This window comes from Poriferisphaera corsica (genome assembly GCF_007747445.1).
Taxonomy (GTDB): domain Bacteria; phylum Planctomycetota; class Phycisphaerae; order Phycisphaerales; family Phycisphaeraceae; genus Poriferisphaera; species Poriferisphaera corsica.
On the sequence record NZ_CP036425.1, the window covers coordinates 2,491,914 to 2,515,092 of the forward strand.

The window sequence follows — 23,179 nt, forward strand, 5'->3', positions numbered from 1 at the left end:
TCACAACACCCGCTCTCCTCAATAATTTGCCCACCCTCAGCAACATAATCCTTTCTATAACAGCATATAACTTTTCAAAACTTATCACGAATTAGCTATACTCATCACGTCTATTTGTTCGATCACTCAGTAATTATGTTGCATCTTCTCACCGCGGAGCAAAACCATGCCCAACCCTCTTGGCTTCATCGCTTTCGACCTCGGCGCAGAGTCCGGCCGCACCATTCTCGCATCCCTTCAAAGCGACACCATCTCTCTCCAAGAAATAAACCGATTCCTCAACCTCCCGCAACACACACCTTCTGGCTACCACTGGGCAATCATCGAAACTTGGCGACATCTCCAAGACGGCCTCACCAAAGCCGCCGCTCATGCCCGCAAAAACAACATCGACCTCATCTCACTCGGCGTCGACACCTGGGGCGTTGACTACGCCTTACTCGGCCCAGCCAACCAACTCCTCGGCCTCCCCTTCGCCTACCGCGATGACCGCAATCCTCCCGCCATGCAAGCAGCGCTCCAAACCATTCCCCCCAAAGATCTCTATGCCGCCACAGGCATCCAATTCCTTCCCTTCAACTCCCTCTTCCAACTCCTCGCCCAAAAGCACGCCAACCCCATCCCACTCCAGCACGCACAGCACATCCTCTTCATCCCCGACCTGCTCCACTACTTCTTCTCAGGCATACCTGCCAACGAAGCCACCATCGCCTCAACCTCTCAGATGCTCAACCCACGCACAGGCAAATGGGCCACACAGCTCTTCGCCAAACTACACCTCCCCACCCACTTCCTTCACAACATCCGGCCCGCCGCTTCAACCCTCGGCCCAATCACCCCCGATATAGCCTCACGCTGCAACTGCCCACCCATCAAAGTCATCCTGCCCGGCTCACACGACACTGCCTCCGCCATCGCCGCCGTTCCTGTCGACACTCAAAACTCAAGCAATTGGGCCTACCTTTCCTCCGGCACATGGTCTCTCATGGGCGCCGAAATCGATCAACCCATCCTCACCGATGCCGCACGCGAAGCCGGTTTCACCAATGAACGCGGTGTCGAAAATAAAATCCGCTTCCTCAAAAACATCGCCGGTCTTTGGCTCGTCCAGGAAGTCCGACGCGACTACCTCACACAAGGCACAACCTACGACTACCCAGAACTCACCACCGCCGCCGCCCAAGCCGATCCTTTCCGAACACTCATCAACCCCGCACACGCACCTTTCAGTACCCCCAATAACATCCACCAAAAAATCGCTGACTTTGCCACCACCACTTCCCAGCCCATCCCCCAGACCCATGGCCAGCTCACCCGTACTTGCCTCGAATCCCTCGCTTTCGCCTATCGTGATACGCACCGCAAACTCCAAACGCTTCTTAAACAGCCCATCGACACACTCCATATCGTCGGCGGTGGCGGTAAAAACGACCTCCTCAACCAAATGACCGCCGATGCCACCGGCTGTACCGTCATCGTCGGCCCATACGAAGCCACTGCCATCGGCAACGCGCTCACCCAAGCCATCGGCTCTCGCCACGTCCGAAACCTACATCATCTCCGACAAATCGTCCGAAACTCATTCGATCTCAAAACCTTCTCCCCCCAGAATACCACCGCCTACGATCACCAAGCAGATCGCTTCGCCGATCTCTGCCAAACCGATACAAATTGTTAATTACATCGGCAAAAATTTAAAACTTTTTTCTAACCACTGATTAGCTTTCTGGACGCTTTTCGTAATTAACAATTCCGAAGCTCACCTCCATCACCACACCACTTTCCCCCCCACCTTCTCGCCCGATCTAACACCCTCGACCACCCCCCAATCCCCTCACAACCGCCTATCACAATACCCCACGTATCTCACACCAAGCCTCTCAAACCGATTCCCACACACGCCTCCGCTATTTCTTCCGAAATCCATATCCACTTTGTCCGACTTTCGTATACCCCGTACAACACATTTCCCAAATACCGTCTGGACACACTTCAATTTCGTTTTATCATGACCGCTTAAATTTTTTAGTTTTTCGTTAAAAAACAGTGAATCTTATTGGCAGATCCCCGCAACGATTGCCGATAGATTTGAGAATATCGGACAGATACCCAAAACGCTCACACACTCTCATCTGTTCGCTCCGCTTGGCTTGAGTGGTATTAAGCAGGCACGCAAAACCATGACTTTCTTTCACAACTCAACAACCATGACTCACTCCCCCCATGTGACAAGAACACTCACAACCCCACACGCGCCTGCTCCAATTACCCCAAACCCTACAGACCAACTTAATGTTTTTCCTGCAGGGCAAATTAGTACCGACCTAGTGGCCTAAAGTTAAAGGCTGCCTTACGCAACGCCGATGTTGCGCCATAGCGTTTCATACAAGACCTCGACTCAGCACCGAGGCAAACGCAAACTACCGCTGGAGATCAAGCCATGCGTCCACTTAAAGCTGCAAACGGTTCTGCACTCAAACAACAACCCGCCGATGACCCCGGCCCCAATCTTAAACTCACAACCTCACCACCCAACAATGTCAGACCCGTCAGTAAACCCAATCATCTACTTGATCAGAACAAAGAACACCTCAACTGGACTTCTGACGACCACTCAGAAGCCGAAATCCACGAAGAGCAATCAAACGTCGGCGACATGATCCTCGACTCCAGACCCATCAACCTCTTCAACGAAACCTTCGATCAAACCTGCCTCAGCATGCTCACCCCCGAGCTCGCTTGGCAGAACCTCGTCCTACCCATCCGCATGCACGAAGGCACCCTCATCTGTGCCACCACCAAGTCCATGCTCGACGCCGCACTAAACATGCTCCAACAGCACCTCACCGAAACACCCTTCAAACTCACACTCGTCGAATCGCACCTCCTCGAAATGTTCATCGCAGAACGTTACGACTATGAAGGTGTTGATGAAGCCTAAAGCAGCCTGCACAACTGCCTATCGCATACTAAAAAGAAAATATAGATAAAGCACATAACTGCTCAGAAAAAACCCTGCTTCACCGTAGGGCTTTTTCATATTCACCCTCATACGACATGACCACACACACACTATCGCTTAACATTTACGCATGAAAAGCACAACAATCCTGATCTGCCTCAGCATCAGCATCATCCTTTTCTCACCCCTCAACCTAACCGCTCAACAAGCCTCAAACACCTACAACATCATCCCTCAGCCTCAAAAAATCGAGCCCATCGGCGACCCCTTCGTCCTCACCTCTCAAACCTTCATCCTCGCAAAAACACCCGACACCGAACCCCTCGCCAAGCAACTCATCGACTACATCCTCCCCTCCTCAGGCTTCGCGCCCATGATCTCCAACCATGAACGCGACAGCAGTGTCATCATCCTCTCAACTGATAACCCAGACCCCATACTCGGCGATGAAGGCTACACACTCACCGTCACTCCCAAAAACATCACCATCAACGCCAACACCACCACCGGCATCTTCTACGGCATACAAACATTCCGACAACTCATGCCCGTACAAGCCTTCTCTCCTTCCGAGGATGACGACGAGCATACCCACTGGGCCATCCCCGGCGTCCGTATCACCGATACGCCACGCTTCAAATACCGCGGCCTCATGCTCGATGAGGCCCGCAATTTCCACGGCAAAACATTCGTCAAACGACTCCTCGACATCATGGCCATCCACAAACTCAACCGCCTTCACTGGCACCTCACCGACGACCAAGGTTGGCGCATCGAAATCAAACGCTACCCCCTCCTCACTTCCTACGGCTCCATTCGCGCCGAATCACCATTCGCCAACAATCGCAACCTCGGTAACGACACCGTCTACGGCCCACACTTCTACACACAACAAGATATCCGTGAAATCGTTGACTACGCCAAAAAAAGACACATCGAAATCCTTCCCGAAATCGAAATGCCTGGCCACGCCCAAGCCGCCATCGCATCCTACCCATACCTCGGCAACAGCATGGACCCCATCCCCGTCCGCACCACATGGGGCATCTCCAGCCACATCTTCAACCTCGAAGAACGCACCTTCCTTTTCCTCGAAAATATCCTCGATGAAGTCGCCGAATTATTCCCCTATCAATACATCCATATTGGTGGCGATGAAGTCCCAAAGAATGAATGGGTCAACAACCCGCTTGCAAAGCAGATCATGGATCAAAATGGCTTCACCAACATCGAACAGCTTCAAGGCTATTTCGTGAATAGAATTGAAGAGTTCCTATTAACCAAGGACAAATACATTGTTGGATGGGACGAAATCCTTGAAGGCGGCATTCAACCCTCCGCCACGATCATGAGTTGGCGTGGTACCGAAGGCGGCATCGCCGCAGCCAAAGCTGGACACAACGTCATCATGACCCCGACCACACACGTCTACCTCGATTACTATCAAGCCCGTAACACTCGACGTGAACCACCCGCTATCGGTGGTTACCTCCCCCTGCAAAAAGTTTACAGTTTCAACCCCACCGAAGGTATTGAACCCGATGATGCCGAACGTGTACTCGGCGTTCAAGGCAATATCTGGACCGAATATATGCTGGCTCCTTGGCAGGTGGAATGGATGGCCTTCCCCCGCGGTATTGCCATCGCTGAGATCGGCTGGTCACCGCAAGATAATCGCGACTACACCAACTTCCATGATCGCCTCAAAACCCACCTCAAGCGGCTCGACTATATGAATGTCTACTATCGCCCCCTCGATAGTGAAACCGAACCCCATACCCCAAACCCTAAACCATCAGCCAATCAATAATACTTAAACCCTACAAATATAGTCTTAATACGACTTTTCATGCGATCTATTTGTCATCTCCAAATGCATATGCGATAATACACTCTTACTGTCATTGGCATGCCTAACCATTGACTGCACACGATAAAAATATAACCGCCTGTGTTCCCTTCCTGTTCATCACTTGCAATAAGTGAGATGATGTAGATCAGACAGGGACAGTAAAAGGTCAGTTATGAAAAAAGTCGGAATCATTCGTTGCCAACAAACAGAGCATCTTTGCCCAGGCACCTCTTGCTTTAAAGCGGCATCAACAGGCAGGTTCAATTTTGAACCATTTGGCCCATGCGAAATCATCGGTTTTATCAGTTGCGGCGGCTGCCCCGGCAAACAGGCGGTTGCCCGTTCGGCTGAGATGGTGAAACGCGGCGCGGAAGCGATTTTTATGGGTACTTGTATTGCCAAAGGTACGCCGATCGGCTTTGCTTGCCCCCACTGGGAACAGATGAAACAGGCAATCGAAAAGAAGATCGGCCCGAACATCCCGCTCATCATCGGTACCCATCCTGCCCCGGGTGATAAGGCCAAATAAAGTCAGTCTCTCATTTACGATTAGATTGAGTACGGAGCAAAACGTGCGTACAAACATGATCTGTGCGCACGTTTTGCTTTGCTTTTAAACAATTCGCGAAGCGCGCACAAACACACCCCTAAATGCCTTTAAAGCTTATAAATCAGACAGCGGCCAACATTTAGAGCACATATTCAAAACACTCAGAAATCGACACAAAACAGTAAACTTTGGTTAGAAACAGGCAAGGTTTAATGAGCTATTGCATGTAATAACCCAAAAAGTGTGTTTATCCACAGCTGATTTTGCGCACAGATGCGCGTCTCAGAAAATTTCCGTGCGCTCAAACCCGCCTCACAGCAGCGATTGAAACTCATTACTCATTCCACTCTTTGTATCAGTTCTATGGATTATCCGCGATCTGCTAATACTTCTGTGCGCACAAAAACAACGTCCACCTCGCTTATCGCATTCAGCTTGCGAATAATCCAATATTCTGTTTTGCGAATACCCTTGGCTGATCAAAGAATGACAGGAGCTGAGAATGAGTAACTCATCGAATAAAATCCTTCTCATCACTGGCGACTTCGGTGAGGATTATGAGTACATTGCCCCCTACACCATGCTCAAAGCGTTAGGTTTTGAGGTTGAGGTTGGCTGTCCAAGTAAATTGGCAGGAGATACGGTTGCTTCTTGTGTTCATGATATGAATGACAAGTACCAGACGGTAACGGAGTGGGAGGGGCATCGGATCAACCTAACCGTGACGCTGGATGAAATTAATGCTGAGGATTACATCGCGTTAATCGTGCCGGGCGGCCGTTCTTGTGAATATCTTAGAACCTATTCGAAAGTTAGACACATTGCGACTCATTTTATCGAGAGCAATAAACCAATCGCAGCGATCTGCCGCGGGCCACAGATCCTGCTGGCAACGGGGTTGATGAAGGGGCGGCGGATGACTGGTAATTTTGTCGTACAAACGGAAGTCGAGTTAGCCGGTGCTGAATATGTGAAGCTAGGGCATGAGGGGGTTGTCGTTGATGGCAACCTCGTGACGGCTGTCGAATGGCATGGTATGTGGATGTGGTTAAGAGAGTTTATGAAAGTGCTTGGTATTCAAGTTACGTTGTAATTCTAGAGCGTCTTGTGTAAATCCACACTTGTTGACCAGAAAGTCGTTTACGATTGATGTATCAATGATATAGAATTCTAACATGCAAGTAAGATTGACTGATCATCAAGATTCGATAGAGATATTTGAAGGCAAGCTCCCTTTTACTCAGGGCAAAATGTATCCTGTCATTGGCATCTGTGCAGATTATTATCGTGGTTTTTGGGGAAGATCGGAAACCGAGCTTGTATCCGTCACATTTATTTGTAAGCAATGGCGCAGCAGTACCAAAGCATTGGATTGTTACGCACGGCAGTGAGGGGGAGATCTATGCTGATCCGCCGGGCCTGGATAAAACAGGGTTTTATGAAGATTATTTTGATGGTATCGATGAAGCAATAACGACGTTTAAGCTGAATTAGAAAAATAAAAACGACGACCATCCGGCCGTCGTTTTTTAATCTTGAATCTGTTCACTCATATCAGGCGAGTCGCTTGGTAGCGATGGTGCCTTCTTTGGTGGTTTTAACGTCGTAGCCGAGTTCGTTAAGTTGGTCACGGAGCTTGTCGGCGGCTGCGTAATCTTTGTTAGCGCGGGCTTCGTCGAGCTGTTTACACATTTCATCAGGATTATATACCGTTGCATCCGCGCTAAATCTTAGCGGCATTCTGAAACACGCGATTGCTTTGTCCTCTAACAAGCACAAGACGTGATCAAGTTTCTTTAAAACCGCAAGGCTTTCTGCCGGTGATTTTGAATCCTCTTCTGGTCGCTTAATAAACTCGAACACGACTGCGAGAGCGCCGGAGACGTTAAGATCGTCGGCTAAACATTCGAGGAAACGTTTGACGACTGGGTGGTTGCGATCGACTTCGGCTATCTCACCATTAGATTGAGATGAGAAGTTGGCTGCGGCGTTGCGGATTTTTTGTACAGCTGAGCCGGAGTCTTTGAGCCCCTGCCTGGTGAAGTTCATGTTGGATCGATAGTGGGCTTTAATCAGCTCGTAGCGGAGGACGGCTGGGTCTTCAACAAGCTTACTCTCACCGTCAATGAGATCGCGGATGGTGTAGAAATTGCCTTTGGATTTAGACATTTTCGTGCCTTCGACGAGTAGGAAGCGAGTGTGCATCCAGAAACGAGCAAAGTGTGATTGGCCGGTAGAGCAGCATGACTGAGCGATTTCACACTCATGATGGGGGAAGATGTTATCTTCGCCGCCGGTGTGGATGTCGATGACGTCACGCTTAAGAACAGAGCGGGCCATGGCAGAACATTCGATGTGCCAACCGGGATAGCCGACGCCCCAAGGCGAATCCCATTTCATCTTATGGGTGGTGTCGGGTTTCCAGAGGAGGAAGTCGCCGGGGTGGCGTTTGGAGGCTTGGTGAGTGTCTTCGACGCGGCCGCCCGCACCACCGCGGAGGTGGTCGAGTGTGTTGCCGGAAAGCTTGCCGTATTCGGGGAATGATTCGACGGAGAAGTAGACAGCGCCGTCATCGGCAACGTAGGCGTGATCGTTGTCGACGAGGGTTTGGATCATGGGGATCATGCTGTTTTCGACGAAGTCGGTTGCGTGGGGCATGTGGGTGTCGTGTTCGTCGGCGATTTTGATGCTGAGTTTTTGTGAATCTTCGAGGAACGCTTCGGTGAAGAATTTTGCAACGGCATATGGATCATCGGGGTTGTCGATGTCGGCGATGCCGGACTTTTTGGATTCTTTGAGACGCTTGGCGGCGGCTTCCATTTTGTCTTCCCCGCCGCCGTCGGCGAGGTTGTCTTCGGTCATGTGGCCGACGTCGGTGATGTTCATGACTTGGGTGACATCGTAACCGGCTAGCTCAAGGAAGCGGCGGAGGATGTCGGCGAAGACGAAGGCGCGGAAGTTGCCGATGTGTGCGTAGTCATAGACGGTGGGGCCACAGTTGTACATATAGACCTTGCCGGGCTCAATGGTGCAGAACGGCTCGACAGCGTGCGTGAGGGTGTTGTAGAAATTGATGGGGAGGATGTCAGGTGTGATCTGTGTCATGGTGTACAACTGGGTTTGGGGGTTGAAATAAGTGCTCGTGGCTAGTGCTCGTTGAGGGAGGCGGCGTGAGGGGTGAGAGTTGGCTGAGTTAGCGGCAGCAACCACTGGGACACCCCACCACCGGCGGTGGTGGGCTTTGTTTGGGATGAGGGTGAGAGGAGGTATGAGCGATGCGTACCGGCGACCTGTCCCCCCGAAGGTGTTGCGGCTATCTGAGAACTAAGTTATCAGGATAAATATTCTACTGGTCGAGAGGTTTTGTGTCAGGTGTGAGTCTTTCGAGGCGTATGGAGAGGACTTTTGTGCGTTCGGCAGCGGTGACGGTGAAACGGAGGTTTTCGAAGTCGAATTGCTCACCGACGTTGGGGATATGGCCCAAGGAGGAAAAAACGTACCCGCCGATGGTGTCGTAGTCTTCGTCTTCGGGGAGTTCGATATCGAACTGGTCGTTGATGTCGTCAATGTGGGTACGGGCATCGATGTTGGCTGTATTGGAATCGAGGATGATGATTTGCTGGGGTTCTTCTTCGAGTTCGTATTCATCCTGGATGTCGCCGATGATCTCTTCGACGATGTCTTCGACGGTGACGATGCCAGCGGTACCGCCGTACTCGTCGATGACGATGGCGAGATGGATTTTCTGTGCTTTAAATTCGGCGAGCAGGTCGCGGACGGTCTTGGATTCTGGAATGAGGAGGGGGTCACGGATGATGTTTTTGAGGTTGAAATCTGAGGGGGATTGGTCGACATATTTGATGAGATCTTTGGCGTAGAGGATGCCAAGGATGTTGTCGAGGTTGTCTTGGTAGACGGGGATGCGCGAGTGGCCGAAGGTGATGATTGCGTCGCGGGCTTGTTCGAGGGTTGAACTGACGGAGATGCCGTGGACGTCGGTGCGTGGCGTCATGACTTCGCCAGCGTCTGTGTCGGAGATATCGAGGATGGCTTCGAGCATTTCTTTTTGCTCTTCATCGACGGTGTCGGATTCGTCGTGTTGCTCGATGGTCGAGAGGACTTCCTCGGCGATTTCGGGGTCGTAATCTTTTTCGAGATCGACGCCGGAGATGCGGCGGACGATGGGATCGAAGATAGAGAGGATGGCGATGACGGGCGTGAAGATGAAGGTGAGGAATGAGAGGATGGGGATCGACCAGGAGAGGAGCCATTCGGGTTTGTAGGTTCCCCATGATGAGGGGATGGCGACATTGAAGATGATGAGGAGGATGCCGCCGATGATGAAGGCGGATACGTATTGGAATTGTGCGTCGGTTGGGAACTCGTACTGGCCGAAGTAGAAGGATGCGAGGAGGATGATCATGGAGAAGGCTGTGCGGAGTATGCCTGTGACCATGAGCATTTTGGGGATGCGGTTGGAGAAGGATTCGAGTCTGGTTTCAGTGTTGGCAGATTTGAGGAGGTCGCCGAGCTTTCGCTTGGAGTATGCACGGAGGGCAACTTGTATTGCGGCGAAGTAGCAGGTGAGTAGGCAGCTAACTGAAGCGATGATGATCGCAGATTGCAATGCTGTAAACCTTCAAAACCCCGTGAGTTTGGTAATGTTTTGCCTTGAGCATGACATCTGCTGGGCGGGCTTGGTCAGTAACGGGGTGGCTGAACAAGTGTGCGGGATCGGAATAGATTAAGTGTCTAACTCATGATTTGATGGGTCAGATTTTGGTCGATCGTGTGGAGATAGATGGAAGACTTTACCGATGCCGATGGCTTGGAGGATTTGGTCTTCACGTTTGTGCATGTCTTGGAAGTCTTCGAGTGTATGGTCGTCGTATCCGAGGAGGTGGAGGATGCCGTGAACAGCGTAGAGGAGGACTTCGGTGCGTGTGTCGTGATTATGTTGTTGGGCGTGGCGTGCGGCCTCGTCGATATTGATGATGATGTCGCCTTCGAAGGGATCGGTTTCATCTTCACACATATCGAAAGTAAGTACGTCGGTTGGGCCGGGGATGTTCATGAATTGGAGATGGAGCTCAGCCATGCGATCGTCGGCGACGATGTTGATGCCAAGCAAACCGGTATTGACATCGGCGGCGGTGAGGGCTTTGACGATGAGCGGTTGAAGCCAATTGTCTGTGGGGGGATCGGAATCGGGAGCTTCACGAGAGATGTGAAGCTCGACGCCTGATTGGAGAGGATCAGAACCGGGTTGAGGTATGGGGTCGTCATCGGAGGCTGCTTGTTGAGCTGCGTCCGAGGCGGGGTTTGGGTTGTCGTGTTGCTGATTCATATCGCTTTATCTTTAAGAGAAATACAAAACCCAATGATATCGTTAATTTGGGATTTATCCAATATCGGCAATACGGATTGATGGACAGAAATCGGGAAGGATATTGCGGAGGACTAGAGAGATTCGCGGTTGGATTTTTTGTGGGCATGTGGCATGGGATGAGGCTGAATCCAGCCGTGCGTGAGGCGAATGAGGTCGGAACAGAGCTCGCGGATACGGTCGTCGATGTGTGGATCTATAGAGGAGGCTATGGGGGCAGCATCAAGGTTGGTGGGGTCTGGGTGGTTGATATTGGATTCGAGGGCGTAAACGAAGCGTGGGAGGATGAGAGATCGGAAATCGAGCATGAGGGAATTTGCTAAGGGCATGACGGACATGTAGGAGCCGTGGCCGCCTGCGGAACAGAGGAAGCCGACGATCTTCTCGGTCCATGCTTTACCTGTAAGTTCGATAAGATTCTTTGCTGCAGCGTTTGCGTCGTAGTTATAGATGGGAATCGCAAGGAGGACGGCGTCGGCGGCTGTAATGGCATCTGTGAGTTTTTGGATGGAAGGGTGAGCGTAGGCAGATGAGGCGTCACAGAAAGGGATGTCCCATTCTCGGAGATCGAGGAGGGTTGTGTCGATATTAAGATGCGTGAGTATGTCACTGGCATGCTGCGCGAGAATAGCGGATCGGCTTTTGGGGTTCAAAGAGCAACTAATGATGAGCGTATTCATGGATGACATTATGCGGTATCCCTTGGTATTCAGACGATATTTGATGTACTAGAGTCACATTGTAACGGTTATTGTGTGAATGCATGGAGAATCATTATGTTTAAGAAACGATTTGCGATGACTCTGGTGGTGTTTAGCACCCTGTTATGGATTGCTGGGTGCTCTTCGGGTTCCTCGAAGCAGGGGGAGCACAATTATAAGGAATTGCATCGGGATCGGCCTCGCTTTGAGACAGAACCTGAGTACAACTCGTATCAACACTATGGGTTTGCGGACCCGAAGGTCTCTTTTGTGGTAATGGCGAAGATGGCGATGTTGCAGGAAACGGATGGCGGAGAAAGAGAGAGTGCTGTGGGGGAGCAACAAGGGGGTGAGGTGGTTGAGCCGGATGGGGGGCCGGGGAGTGACGTGGTTGTAGGAGGCGATTCGGAAGATCAAACGGGTATCCCAGCGCAGAGCCGCGTTGTTGGTGGTCATGCTGATTCTGATAATACTACCAATGAAGTTTCCGAAATGCCGATCGAAGAAAAGTCAGTAGACGGTCCACAGAATAGTGAGGCAGATGGCGGGCCGGGGAGTGGCGTTGTTGTAGGAGGCGATTCGGGCGATCAGACAGGTATCCCTGCACAGAGTCGAGTTATTAGTCGTCAGTCTGATTCTGATAATACTGACTCCGAAACGAATGCTGCAGTTAAAAAGGGCGAAAACGAGGTGGATAAAAAAAAGGATGAGGTACAGGAATTGAAAAATGAAGGGGTTCAGGCTGATGCACAAGAGGATCATGAGCCGCGTGGGTTTTGGAAAGCAGTATCGACGTTTTTGAGGGGCGGATCAGGGCAACAGCAGAAGGTTGTGCGTGGTGATACGGTTGAACAACGTGCGATTGATTCAGAGAAGATTGGGCCGAGCGAAGCCTTGGACGAGATTGTGCGTGATGATGAAAAGGCGATGACGGATGCGGAATTAGATCAGGCAGCCGATGTTGACGTGCCGATTGAGGGGCCACATGGGCGGAAAGTGCTGCGAGAGGGATGGGGGTTACCACAAAGCGGGCCGGTGGAAGATTGGACAGGCGAAACGCGAGAAGGCGAATCATGGGCAAGAGCAAATCGTGCGATTATGGAGAGAAGCGAACAGAATGCGGCAACTGATGCGGCAACGCGGCCGGAGTTAGATCCATCGGATCGTGAGAAGGTACTGGAATTTGAAGAAAAGGTTGCAGAAGGAAAGATTGATCCTGAGGAGAATGTGTTTTTCGACAATGCACCTGTGCCATATGACGAGGTGGCAGATGATGATACGAGGACGGTGAAACTTGAGGAGCCTTCGGGCGTGAACTTTCCTGGTGATACATCAGGGACAGATATTTTGTGGCCGGAGGAGATGACAGCGAATATGAAGCGACTACAGCGTGAGAATTGGCCGCCGATTCAGTTTGCGCCAGTGGATGGACGGACGGTGCATTTAACGACGTATCGGTTTGGCGAAATACCCTTGGGGAATGACACGCGTGATCCGTTGGATGCGAATACGGTAGCGGAACAGATGGGTTTGGCAATGGGTGGCTACAAGCCACAGGAGTGGAACAATAATAATTGGCAGGGTCTTGCGGCGGCGGGTTTCCGAACATGGGCGTTGATTGGGTCGATGCCGATACGAGGATTGTTTTTGAATTCGCCGTTTGATCATGTGAGAACTGCGAAGATAGATTTTGATGAGAGTTCAGAGAGTCCGAAAGCGGTGCTGTTTGAACCGGGCAATTTCAACAATACGTTGCCAGGAACTCAGTTGCTGAAGAAGGGAGATGTTGATAATCCGCCAGATCCGTTGTTGCCGCAGACCGAATCGTCGGTGCGTGGGCGGATGATGGAGATGGGCACAATGGGCGAGATGGAGACGATCTTACCGCCTGCGGATACAGAGGAAGACGATCAGGATGAGGCGGAATTGCAGAAAGGTATCATCGAGGAAAACGCTGCACCATGATGATGCAGCGTTTGATTAGATTTAAGATTTATATAGCACCCTGCCCTAGTGGCGGGGTTTTGTTTTAATTGCCTGAAGCTGTTGGATTGCGAAGCAGGACACGGTCGCCATCAGCGAGCCCTTCGGTGATTTCGACGAATGTCTCGGAAGCGCGACCGGTTTTAACATCACCCGTCTGGTTGGGGCCGGTGTAGACGAAATGCTTGCGGCCTTCGGTCCAAACTGCCTGAACGGGGATGGCGATAGCGTCTTCGACGTGACCAATGATGATGGTGCCGTTACAACGCATGGCAGGCTTGAGTCCTTCACCTGCATCGCCGGGCAGTTCAACTGTGACGACATACTCGCGTAGGTTGGGATTCATCCAGCTGCCCTCTTCTGCCATGACAGCGATCTTTGTAATCTTACCGGTGACGATTTCGCCGGGTCGAGCGTCGATGGTGACTTGGACCTCCTGATCCATCTTGACTTGCGGGAGCATCGCTTCGTGGACTTTGATCTTGGCAACCATGATGGATGTATCAGGGAGGACGAAGATGGTTTCATTGAAACGGACTTGGCGGCCTTCCTTGATGGGGTCTTGGCGTGACCAGCGTGAGCCTACGGATGTGCCGTAGACAACGAGGCCGTCTTGAGGTGCGATGATGGTGGTATTGACAAGCTGCTCTTTGAGCTCTTTCAAGCGTGTTTCTTTGATTTTGAGACGGCGTTCTTTACTCTTGAGTTCAGCTTCAATGCGCGAGAGTTTGGAGGTGTTAGAATCGATGGTTCTTTGGAGTGAAGACTCGGCGGTTTCAACCTTAGTCTTCATGTCCTCTTCTTCTTTGGGGAAGGTGTACTTTTTGTACATATCGATATTGTTGTTCGCTGTAACAAGCGAATCTTTCGCTTTTTTGAGTTTCAGCTCGTCATCTTCAAGTTCATTGAGTGAGATGAACTGCTCTTTGTAAAGCTCTTGTGAGGAGACCAGATTACGCTCTGCACGCTTGAGTTGATATTCGGCTTCTTCGAGCGCGAGCGCGAGCTCACGTTGCTTTTTAGGCACATCGCCGTTGAGCCATTTTTCGAAGTCGAGCTTAGCCATCATGAGCTTAACTTCATCACTTTTCTGTGACGCGGCTGCTGAGTTCTTTTCGATTTCGAGATTACGCTCCGAGTTGGTCAGCTCGGTTTGCGCTGACTCGACGGCCAGGACTTCGGTTTCGATACGCTCTTCGATTTTGGCGGATTCGAGTTTCGCGAGGGTGTCACCCTTCTTGACAGATTTACCTTCAGGAACGATCTCGACGATGGCGAGGCGTTCTTCGACTTCGGACTTTATTTCGACCTGATTTTTTGCGGCAAGTTCACCTGAGGCAACCACGGTGAGGTCGAAGGATTTTTTGGCAACATCAAACCATTCGTTTTTCATCTCAGAGACGGAGCTTCCAGATGCGTTGCCAACGTTGGATGAGCCGGTGGCTATCCAGACAATGATGCCAGTGGCAATCAGTACGATGAAGAGGATGCCAAAACGTTTGATTTTTGATGACGATGTGGAAGTATTCGTGTTCATAACCGATCCAATGGAAGGTTTTTGGTTTTAATAATCGTTTGGGTTAGGTATTGCGGGGTTGTGTTATGACGGGGTTTGAGGCGATACCGTTTGATCTGTGTTTTCCTCAAAAGGAGGAAGTTGGGGATCGAAGTTGTCGTTGACGGGTGCTTCGAGGTCTGCAGGTGGAGCTTCCGGCTCTTCTTTGATCGGTGGGAGTTGTGGGTCGAAGCGGAGTTGGCCGGGCGAGATCCAGCGACCTTCAGGTGAGACGCGCATCTGACCGGTGGTGAGTAGGAATGAGAGGATCGAGGTGCGGAGATTGGTGATTGCGCGGTCACGTTCTTCACGGGCATCGTTGAGTTCATCGAGGACGTCGATCACTTCACGTGGGCCTAGTGTTCGCTCGCGGAGACGAACGGCTGTCAAACGGCGTTCGGTGATCTTTACGTTCTGTTCCTGAAGCTGGATGCTGAAACGTGCTTGTTTGATGTCGCGGATTGCAGAGCGGACTTGCTGAGCGATGCGATCTTTCTGGACACGGAAGTTGCGTTCAGCACGTTCAAGGTTGATGAGAGCTGAACGGTAGTCGGCGGTTTCAGAAACACGGTCGAGGGGTATTTCGAGTGATGCACCGAGATTATAAGTGGATGCACCGGCATCAAGCTGAAAACCTGCTTTGCGGATATCTGGATCGGAGTTGAGGCCAACCGAGCCGGACAGGTTGAGGTCGGGGAGAAGACGGTTTTTCGTGTTTTTGAGGCGACGACGAGTATCATCGACACGGTCACGCTGAGTTTGGAAATCGAGACGGTATTCGTATGCTGCTTGTATTGCAGCGATTGGTTTTAGCGCGGGCTCAGGAACAACGATTTCAGCAGGCTCAATAACAGCAGCTTCTTGTGTGGGCATGCCGATGGTGATCTTGAAGTTATCGAGCGCGTTTTGGTATGAGTCGATGGCGTTGGAGAGTGAGGATTTGCCGGAGAGGACTTGGCCTTGCGCACGTTCGTATTGGAAGAATGGCTCGCGGCCTTTTTCGGCGAGCATTTTGAAGCGGCGCGAGAGACGTTCGAGGTTTTCGAGGCGTCGCTGGGAGTTTTCGATGGACTGCTGCTGTCGGAGTAGGTTGAAGTATGAGGTGCAGAGATCGACGATAAAGGAACGCCGAAAGCGTTCAAAATCACGAACCGCGTAGATCATGCTGCGTTCTGCAGCGATGATTGATTCTTGAGCGACGAGACCTGCACCGCGTAGAAGCGGGAGGTTGAATGAGACGGAAAGTGAAGATTTTTGCGTTTCCTGATTATCTGCGGTGTCGGAAGCTGAGCGGAGGTAGTTCACGTAGTTGACGAGTGCTTTGATAGAGACATCACCGCCATAGGGGAGTTTTTGCGTGACGCGGAGGTCTTGGACGAGATCGGCGACGAGGTCGTGATCACCGGCTTCGGGTGTGCCGCTAATTCCACCTGAGAGTGTGGAGAAGAAACGCGGGCCCCATTGATGACGTTCAGTGATAAGTGAGAGTGCTTGAAGGTAGAGGCCTTCTTTTTCGTTTTTGTACTCGGGGGAATTTTCAAGTGCATAGGCAATGATGTCTTCGAGATTCAGACGGGTTGCATCTTTGCCGGGATCAATAGATTTTTCAGAAGCCTCGCTAATGATGTCGGTATTGGGATCGGTTTTATCGACAGGGAGATCATGAGCATCAGGGTTGTTTGTGCGGGGTGACTTTGAGTAGATATCGTTATTCAGCGACTTGCTTTTGAGGTTGTCTGTGTTAAGAGGTGAGGTGACGGCTTGGCGGCCTAGGATATCTTTTTGGTTTTGCGAAATGATCTCTTTCGCATCCCAGTCGAGATCGGAGAAGGGTTTGGCAGAAGTACACGCATAGAGCGAGGCGATAGCTAGAGTAAGGGCGGGGAAGTAAAGGAATTGCCGTACAGACATCATTGTTTGTGTCCTGAAGATCAAGCTGAAATAAAGGTAGCTGGAGAGCGACCGATCCGGTGGAAGCACCCGGGCCTTGAATGCCAGACAGAACAAACAACTAGTAGAATGTCACCAGAGGCTAAGGTTACCCGATCATCGTCATCCGATACGTACAGAATAACGAATTCTGTTAGTTAGACGTAGTACAAGATGAGATATTGCAGAAAAGAAGACGGATTTTTCTGAGAATCGGATCTAAGGTATCGAAAGATTTTTGCGAAAGCATATGTTGTGCACCTCTCGTTGGGGTAAGGGGATGTCGCAAATGGGGGGTTTTCTCTGGAAGAAAGGTGATGGGACGATAGTATTGAAGCGAGAAACAGGTCGTAAAACAGAATGATTTTGCAGTGATTTTTCGGCAAAACTGTTGATGAATGGAGAGATCATTTGAACAGTGACCATAAAACACAGTCACGAGAATATCGAGCGAACTGTGCTGTTCTGACCGTCAGTGATACGCGTACAGAGTCCGATGACCGATCAGGCCAACTGATCATGGAAATGCTGGAACAATCTGGGCATTCGGTAAAGGGGTATGCGATCGTGAAAGATAACCCAGCAGATGTGGAGGATCAGTTGCTGGACTGGCTACGATCAAGCAAAACACCGGTACTGCCGTTGGATAAATCTGGGAAACCGGCGGGGGATGCTGGATCGGGGAATGGAGGGATGGGTTCTGCGATTCCGAGCAAAGCACAAGCTGAGATCAATGTCATTATCACGACGGGTGGAACAGGGATTGCGAGACGGGACAGGACGGTGGAGGTGGTAAGCCGATTATTGCAGAAAGAACTGGAGGGGTTTGGCGAACTGTTTCGGATGCTATCATATAAAGAAGTGGGTGCGAGTGCCATGTTGTCACGAGCGGTGGCTGGGTTAGCATGCAGTGCGGGGCATGAAACCTTTATCTTTTCGATGCCGGGCTCTGTGAATGCGGTGCGATTAGGGATGGAGAAGTTGATCCTGCCGGAACTGCCTCACTTGCTATGGGAACGTCAGAGGTGATGAGGTATGATGGCCCTTGGTTAACGGGACATGTGAGAATTGAACCGAGGGCAATGTGATGGCGAGAAAAAGCAAGGCGGAGTGCGTAGGGGAAAGTCGTTTTCTTGGTACGTGGTATCAGAATATCAGCTCGCTACTCATTTTGTCACCATTTCTTGCAATCATCATTCAGATACTACTGAGCATGCTTGGTTTTGGCATTGGATTCTATTTTGCTACGGGCTGGGTTTTATTGTTTTGTGTTTTAGTGTTTATGCCTGCCGGTATTCTTTTCCGTTGTTTGGCGCAGCCATATTTTCGGATCACTGATAAGCGATGGCAGCTGAAAGGTGAATCGCCGGAAAAGGTGTTTAAGTGGCCGATACGTGGGCCGTATTGGCTGTTCTCCCTGCTTGAGTTTACTGGTATATGTTTCTTTGCCCCGCTTTTGTATACAAAGCTTTATTGGAGCCAATGGGAATGGGACGAAAACCTTTGGTTGATGGGCTTTGGTGGCGGAGTCATGCTTGTCGGCTTCATGATCTTTCCACTCTTATTTATGTATTCGAGATGGCTACACAAAAAAGCGAAGGAAACCGCAACGTGGCGACATATCTGTTACGGGTGCGGATATGATTTGCGGGGAAATCTTGAAGCAGAAAATTGCCCTGAATGCGGACATGAGATTGAACGTGAGCGGATGGACAAGTTGAAAGCCGCGGGTGTAGAACAGGAAATTACGAGGGCCATGAGTGAGTAAAGATGATGCATCGAGCAATGCGCTACCGCACGAGATCGAAAAACGATATCCGTAGTATGTTACGCTGCCAATTTGGATGATCGTTTTGCCCACACTCCTAACAGTTTTAGTTGTTGTCCTAAACACATTCTACGGTTACTTTGATGATTTTCATCGAATCCTGATGCTATGCATTGCCATCTGCTTGATGCTCTCATATAGCGGGGGTGTGATTTTCTTTATGTTTGTGGCCCCGGTTTTTGCATCACGTGATATGTTTCTTGCGTATCCACGCACCCCAAAAAGTATCGCAAGAAGCTATTCATTAGCACCTTGTTATCTTGGATACGTATCATGCTTTGCGGGTGGTTTCATCGTTATATTTTTTATTCTGCTTCTGTTTTACGATGCGGTTTATGATGGTGATTGGAAGATTATTACAGTCGGTTTCGGATTAATCTTGTGTGGTCTGATATACATCGCGATAACAACACCAATTCGCCGTTGGCTTATCAAACGTTTCAAGCGGACAATAGCTGATCGTCAATTATGCTTTGAGTGCGGCTACGATCTACGTGGCAATGAATCCGCGTTAGCGTGCCCGGAGTGCGGTGAAAAGGTCTTAAAGGCCGATGATGTGTAGAGAAGAAAGTCGAATGGAGCGATGGGCTGAAATCGCCTAAAATAAAGTGATTATGAGTCAGACAAGTAACAACGAAAGACAGACATTGGAAACGGTTGAACCGATCGGTAAACGTGTGCTTATCCGAAAAGATGAGGACAAGAAACAAACAAAGTCAGGGATTCACTTGCCAGACAAGATTGAGATCCCCACAATCACCGGCCGCGTGGTGACTGTTTCGGCTGAAGTCGCATCAGACAGCAACTATCCGATCGAGCAATATGACCGGATTCTCTTCGATCCCAAAGGCGCTATCCCTGTGGATTTTGAAGGTGACAACCGCTTGTTTGTTGTGCCTGTGGAGAATGTGGTCGCTGTATTCAGGCGACAATAGTGTGCGATGTCTGGCCCTTTAGCAGTAAAAGCAGGTATTTGTGCAATAGAAATGATGAGCGTGTGCGAGTGCACGTCCTTATTGCATATTACAGCAATTCAAGGGACAATATAAGGTTATAATCAACAGCTCCCAGACGGGGGCTGTTTGAGTATGGTTCAGTCAGAAAACCGTACTGAAAGTGATGTTTGAAGGATTAGGAAGCCTGATGAGCCGAGCTTTACCCGATAGATTAATGATTGTGCCTTTTTCGAAGCCGTTTGATGCGACCGGCGATCGTGCGGTCATTATCCCCGGCTCGAAAAGCTTGACGAACCGAGCATTACTATTAGCAGCTTTGGCTGATGGTGAAACGACACTCCGAGGCGTGCTGTTTTCAGATGACACGGAGCGGATGCTTGAAGGCTTAGCATCGCTGGGATTTCAGGTGGGAATTGATCGTGAAAAGTGCATCGTCAATGTCAAAGGATGTAACGGCCAGATGCCGAAGCGTTCCGAGCAAGACGTGGAGTTGTTTTTGGGTAATGCCGGGACTGCGACACGGTTCATGACCGCAGCCATGACGCTCGCATCAGAAAACACCTCAGCAATCATTACAGGCATACCTCGTATGCTTGAACGTCCTATCGGGGAACTTGTTGAACCACTCCGCCAACTTGGCGCAAAAATCGAATATCTGGGCGAAGAAGGCTATCCGCCGATTAGAGTTCATGGATTAGGCAAGGGTATAATGCGTGGTGGCGATTTAGTCATGAAACCAACGGTTAGCAGCCAATACCTATCTGCATTGCTGCAAATTGGGCCATACCTACATGAAGGCCTTACCATGATCTTTGATGGCCCAGTGACCAGCCTGCCCTACGTCAAGATGACAGTTGAGCTAATGCGGCAGTTCGGCGCAAAAATAGACACGACTGATGACTGGTCGATCATCAGCGTAAAGCCCGGCGGATATCAAGGTAACACCAAAGATATTGAGCCCGACGCATCTAACGCAAGTTATGCCATGGGCATGGCCGCTGCGACCCAAGATGCAATTGTAGAAATCAAACATCTCAGTGAAAATTCATTACAAGGTGATGCGGCGTTTGCTAAAGAACTCGCGAAAATGGGCGCTGATGTCCAGTACTTGGATGATGCGATCATCGTACGCGGTACGGGCAAACTAAAAGGTATTGATGCTGATTTCAATGCGATCCCCGATATGGTGCAGACGATTGCGGTTGTGGCGCTTTTTGCAAAGGGCGAAACGACCATCCGCGACGTAGGCAATCTCCGCATCAAAGAAACAGATCGTATGGCTGCCCTTAAGAATGAACTAACCAAGCTCGGGGCTACGGTCAAGATTGTCGGTGACGATATCACGATCATCCCGCCTGATCAGAACAAACTAAAACATCCAAACGGTCAACCGATCACTGAATCAAATCCAGCTGTGATTGAAACATATGATGATCACCGCATGGCGATGAGCTTTGCAATTGCTGGCACAAAACAGGTTGGCGTCGTGATTGATGACCCTGCCTGCGTGAACAAAACGTTCCCAACTTACTTCGAACAACTGTCGCAGCTTAACACAGCCGCACAGAGGCAATAGAACACATGAACTTATTCTGGACATATGCAGCGCGGATGCTTCAATTCCGCAAACAGATCGTTATTGCGGTCGTCGCGGCAATCTTCGATGCCATCTCAGCCTTCGCTGGCTTCAGTGTTGTGATGTTGATCATCAATCAATTGTTTGGCAAAGATGACACGACAATACACAAATTGCTATCGCAGAAACTTCAAGACATAAGCAATCAAGATTGGATGGGTTTCATTCATATTGGTGATTTAACACCACTCGCTGATTACATCCCCACCGATCCCTTTACCGGCTTAGCTTACGTCTTTGGCTTCATTATGATCTTGAGTATTTTTGGCGCATCGATGCGATACGTCTTTCAAGCAACCGTCCTCACCATTAGTTTCCGCACGGTCATGATCTTACGCAAAGAAGCGTTTCAACGTTTACTACACGCGCCTTATGAAATTCTGCTTGAACAAGGCTCGATTGATTTCATGAGCCGAATTACACGTGATACCAATCAGCTCGCCCGTGGTTTTAACACGATCATGGGGCGTGCAGCTCGCGAGGCATTGCTCTCAATCGTCTTTCTGACATTAGCATTCGTGGTCAATTGGAAACTCACGCTACTGTTCTTGCTTGCCGCTCCACCCATGGCATTTGTGATCCGCAAATTAAGCAAGAGAATTAGAAGAGCAAGCAAAAAGGCAATGAGCGCCTACGGCGGGATGCTCGGTGCTGTATCCGAATCCACCCAGGCAATTCAGGTCGTTAAAGTACACAACGCAGAAGGCTACGAACGCCGACGCTTTAATGTGATCAACAAGCAGGTTTTTCGTCAAGAAATGAAAGCGAGAGCCGCACGTGTTCTTGCATCACCGCTCACCGAATTAATCGCGATCGCAGGCATGATGGGCGTCGTCCTCGTCGCGGCTTACCAAGTCTACTACCAAAATACGAACCCTACGGACATGCTCAAAGTCCTCATGTCACTCGGTCTTGCTGGCGCAACGGCGAAGCCACTGGCTAAACTCAATAACGACCTGCAAGAAGCCGCAGCAGCTGCAGAACGCGTCGACGAGTTGCTTAAACTGCCGATTGAAAAAAACACACGAGAAATCTACAAGCATCTCAACGATCACCTGCCTCCACATCTGGAATCAATTGAATTCAAAGATGTGTCTTATACCTACCCCAGAGCAGATCAGCCAGCCATCAGGCATCTCGATTTGCAAGTAAAATTTGGGCAAAACATCGCAATCGTTGGGCCAAATGGATCGGGCAAATCAACACTTCTTAACCTGCTCCCTCGTTTAGGTGACGCACAAAAAGGCCAAGTGCTGATCGATGGTCACGATATCACTACAATTTCAATTCGCAGTTTGCGTAAGCAGATAGCCGTCGTCACACAACAGACCTTCCTCTTCGAAGGCACCATCGCTGACAACATCGCGTATGGCCGCCGACACACCTCCCGAGAAGACATTATCGCCGCAGCGACAGCCGCTCGTGCGGATGAATTTATCAGCGTCCTCGACAATGGGTATGACACATTTCTCGGCGAAGGTGGATCTGGCCTTTCAGGTGGCCAAAAGCAGCGTATCTGCATCGCTCGGGCAATCCTGCGTAACCCACGTATCTTGATTCTTGATGAAGCAACCAGCCAAATTGACGCTGACTCTGAGTATAAAATCAATCAAGCAATGGCTGAATTCCGCAAAGGCCGCACAACGTTTGTAATCGCCCACCGTTTAAGTACTGTGATCGATGCCGATCAAATTATCGTCATGGTTGATGGCGAGATCTCAGACATCGGCTCACATAACGAACTACTCGAGCGCAGCACAACATATCAAACACTAACACACACACAATTGCAGCCATACGAAGATCTAGATTAATTGCGGCATTTGATCTGCAAATCTGGT

At 50.2% G+C, this 23,179-nt stretch carries 19 protein-coding genes; 13 read left to right on the forward strand and 6 right to left on the reverse strand.

Features of this window, described 5'->3' with window-relative positions; genetic code table 11:
• Positions 1–166 precede the first annotated feature (166 nt).
• From KS4_RS10280 to KS4_RS10305, 6 genes are all read left to right on the forward strand, one after another.
• Complete coding sequence (locus tag KS4_RS10280; protein WP_145077670.1) at positions 167–1,678, forward strand: rhamnulokinase; 1,512 nt, start codon at positions 167–169, stop codon at positions 1,676–1,678.
• Positions 1,679–2,440: 762 nt separating this feature from the next.
• On the forward strand, positions 2,441–2,941 hold the full coding sequence (locus KS4_RS10285) for a GspE/PulE/PilB domain-containing protein (RefSeq protein ID WP_145077672.1): 501 nt from the start codon (positions 2,441–2,443) through the stop codon (positions 2,939–2,941).
• 151 nt (positions 2,942–3,092) lie between these two features.
• Entirely contained in the window at positions 3,093–4,772 is a 1,680-nt protein-coding gene (locus tag KS4_RS10290; protein ID WP_145077674.1) for a beta-N-acetylhexosaminidase, read from the forward strand.
• A gap of 214 nt (positions 4,773–4,986) precedes the next feature.
• Complete coding sequence (locus KS4_RS10295; protein ID WP_145077676.1) at positions 4,987–5,343, forward strand: CGGC domain-containing protein; 357 nt, start codon at positions 4,987–4,989, stop codon at positions 5,341–5,343.
• Between the two features lie 523 nt (positions 5,344–5,866).
• Positions 5,867–6,457, forward strand: a complete 591-nt coding sequence (locus KS4_RS10300; protein WP_145077678.1) for a DJ-1/PfpI family protein — start codon at positions 5,867–5,869, stop codon at positions 6,455–6,457.
• 125 nt (positions 6,458–6,582) lie between these two features.
• On the forward strand, positions 6,583–6,858 hold the full coding sequence (locus KS4_RS10305) for a hypothetical protein (protein WP_145077680.1): 276 nt from the start codon (positions 6,583–6,585) through the stop codon (positions 6,856–6,858).
• 60 nt (positions 6,859–6,918) lie between these two features.
• Here KS4_RS10305 and cysS read toward each other — a convergent pair whose 3' ends face one another.
• The 4 genes from cysS to KS4_RS10325 all read right to left on the reverse strand — a co-directional run bounded on the left by cysS (position 6,919) and on the right by KS4_RS10325 (position 11,439).
• The gene (gene cysS / locus KS4_RS10310; RefSeq protein WP_145077682.1) at positions 6,919–8,469 is read right to left on the reverse strand and encodes a cysteine--tRNA ligase; all 1,551 of its coding nucleotides are present in this window, start codon (positions 8,467–8,469) and stop codon (positions 6,919–6,921) included.
• 241 nt (positions 8,470–8,710) lie between these two features.
• Complete coding sequence (locus tag KS4_RS10315; RefSeq protein ID WP_145077684.1) at positions 8,711–9,991, reverse strand: transporter associated domain-containing protein; 1,281 nt, start codon at positions 9,989–9,991, stop codon at positions 8,711–8,713.
• A 117-nt stretch (positions 9,992–10,108) separates the two neighbouring features.
• Positions 10,109–10,711, reverse strand: a complete 603-nt coding sequence (gene ybeY / locus KS4_RS10320; RefSeq protein WP_145077686.1) for an rRNA maturation RNase YbeY — start codon at positions 10,709–10,711, stop codon at positions 10,109–10,111.
• A 113-nt stretch (positions 10,712–10,824) separates the two neighbouring features.
• Positions 10,825–11,439, reverse strand: a complete 615-nt coding sequence (locus KS4_RS10325; protein ID WP_200761152.1) for an NADPH-dependent FMN reductase — start codon at positions 11,437–11,439, stop codon at positions 10,825–10,827.
• 87 nt (positions 11,440–11,526) lie between these two features.
• Here KS4_RS10325 and KS4_RS10330 point away from each other — a divergent pair, with 87 nt between their 5' ends.
• The gene (locus tag KS4_RS10330; RefSeq protein ID WP_145077688.1) at positions 11,527–13,416 is read left to right on the forward strand and encodes a hypothetical protein; all 1,890 of its coding nucleotides are present in this window, start codon (positions 11,527–11,529) and stop codon (positions 13,414–13,416) included.
• 64 nt (positions 13,417–13,480) lie between these two features.
• On the opposite strand, the gene KS4_RS10335 is transcribed toward KS4_RS10330, so the two are convergent.
• Together KS4_RS10335 and KS4_RS10340 are read right to left on the reverse strand one after the other, a co-directional pair.
• Positions 13,481–14,971: an efflux RND transporter periplasmic adaptor subunit gene (locus tag KS4_RS10335; RefSeq protein WP_145077690.1), complete on the reverse strand. Its 1,491-nt coding sequence runs from the start codon at positions 14,969–14,971 to the stop codon at positions 13,481–13,483.
• Between the two features lie 63 nt (positions 14,972–15,034).
• Positions 15,035–16,900 (reverse strand): TolC family protein, encoded by a 1,866-nt coding sequence (locus tag KS4_RS10340; RefSeq protein WP_200761153.1) that lies wholly within the window; start codon positions 16,898–16,900, stop codon positions 15,035–15,037.
• Between the two features lie 429 nt (positions 16,901–17,329).
• Here KS4_RS10340 and KS4_RS10345 point away from each other — a divergent pair, with 429 nt between their 5' ends.
• The 6 genes from KS4_RS10345 to KS4_RS10370 all read left to right on the forward strand — a co-directional run bounded on the left by KS4_RS10345 (position 17,330) and on the right by KS4_RS10370 (position 23,152).
• Positions 17,330–17,947, forward strand: a complete 618-nt coding sequence (locus KS4_RS10345) for a MogA/MoaB family molybdenum cofactor biosynthesis protein (RefSeq protein WP_145077694.1) — start codon at positions 17,330–17,332, stop codon at positions 17,945–17,947.
• Positions 17,948–18,005: 58 nt separating this feature from the next.
• Entirely contained in the window at positions 18,006–18,686 is a 681-nt protein-coding gene (locus KS4_RS10350; protein WP_145077695.1) for a hypothetical protein, read from the forward strand.
• Positions 18,687–18,771: 85 nt separating this feature from the next.
• Positions 18,772–19,308 (forward strand): hypothetical protein, encoded by a 537-nt coding sequence (locus KS4_RS10355; RefSeq protein WP_145077697.1) that lies wholly within the window; start codon positions 18,772–18,774, stop codon positions 19,306–19,308.
• Positions 19,309–19,360: 52 nt separating this feature from the next.
• Complete coding sequence (locus KS4_RS10360; protein WP_145077699.1) at positions 19,361–19,681, forward strand: co-chaperone GroES; 321 nt, start codon at positions 19,361–19,363, stop codon at positions 19,679–19,681.
• Positions 19,682–19,889: 208 nt separating this feature from the next.
• Positions 19,890–21,278, forward strand: a complete 1,389-nt coding sequence (gene aroA, locus KS4_RS10365; protein WP_200761154.1) for a 3-phosphoshikimate 1-carboxyvinyltransferase — start codon at positions 19,890–19,892, stop codon at positions 21,276–21,278.
• A 5-nt stretch (positions 21,279–21,283) separates the two neighbouring features.
• Positions 21,284–23,152: an ABC transporter ATP-binding protein gene (locus KS4_RS10370; protein WP_145077703.1), complete on the forward strand. Its 1,869-nt coding sequence runs from the start codon at positions 21,284–21,286 to the stop codon at positions 23,150–23,152.
• Positions 23,153–23,179: the final 27 nt, after the last annotated feature.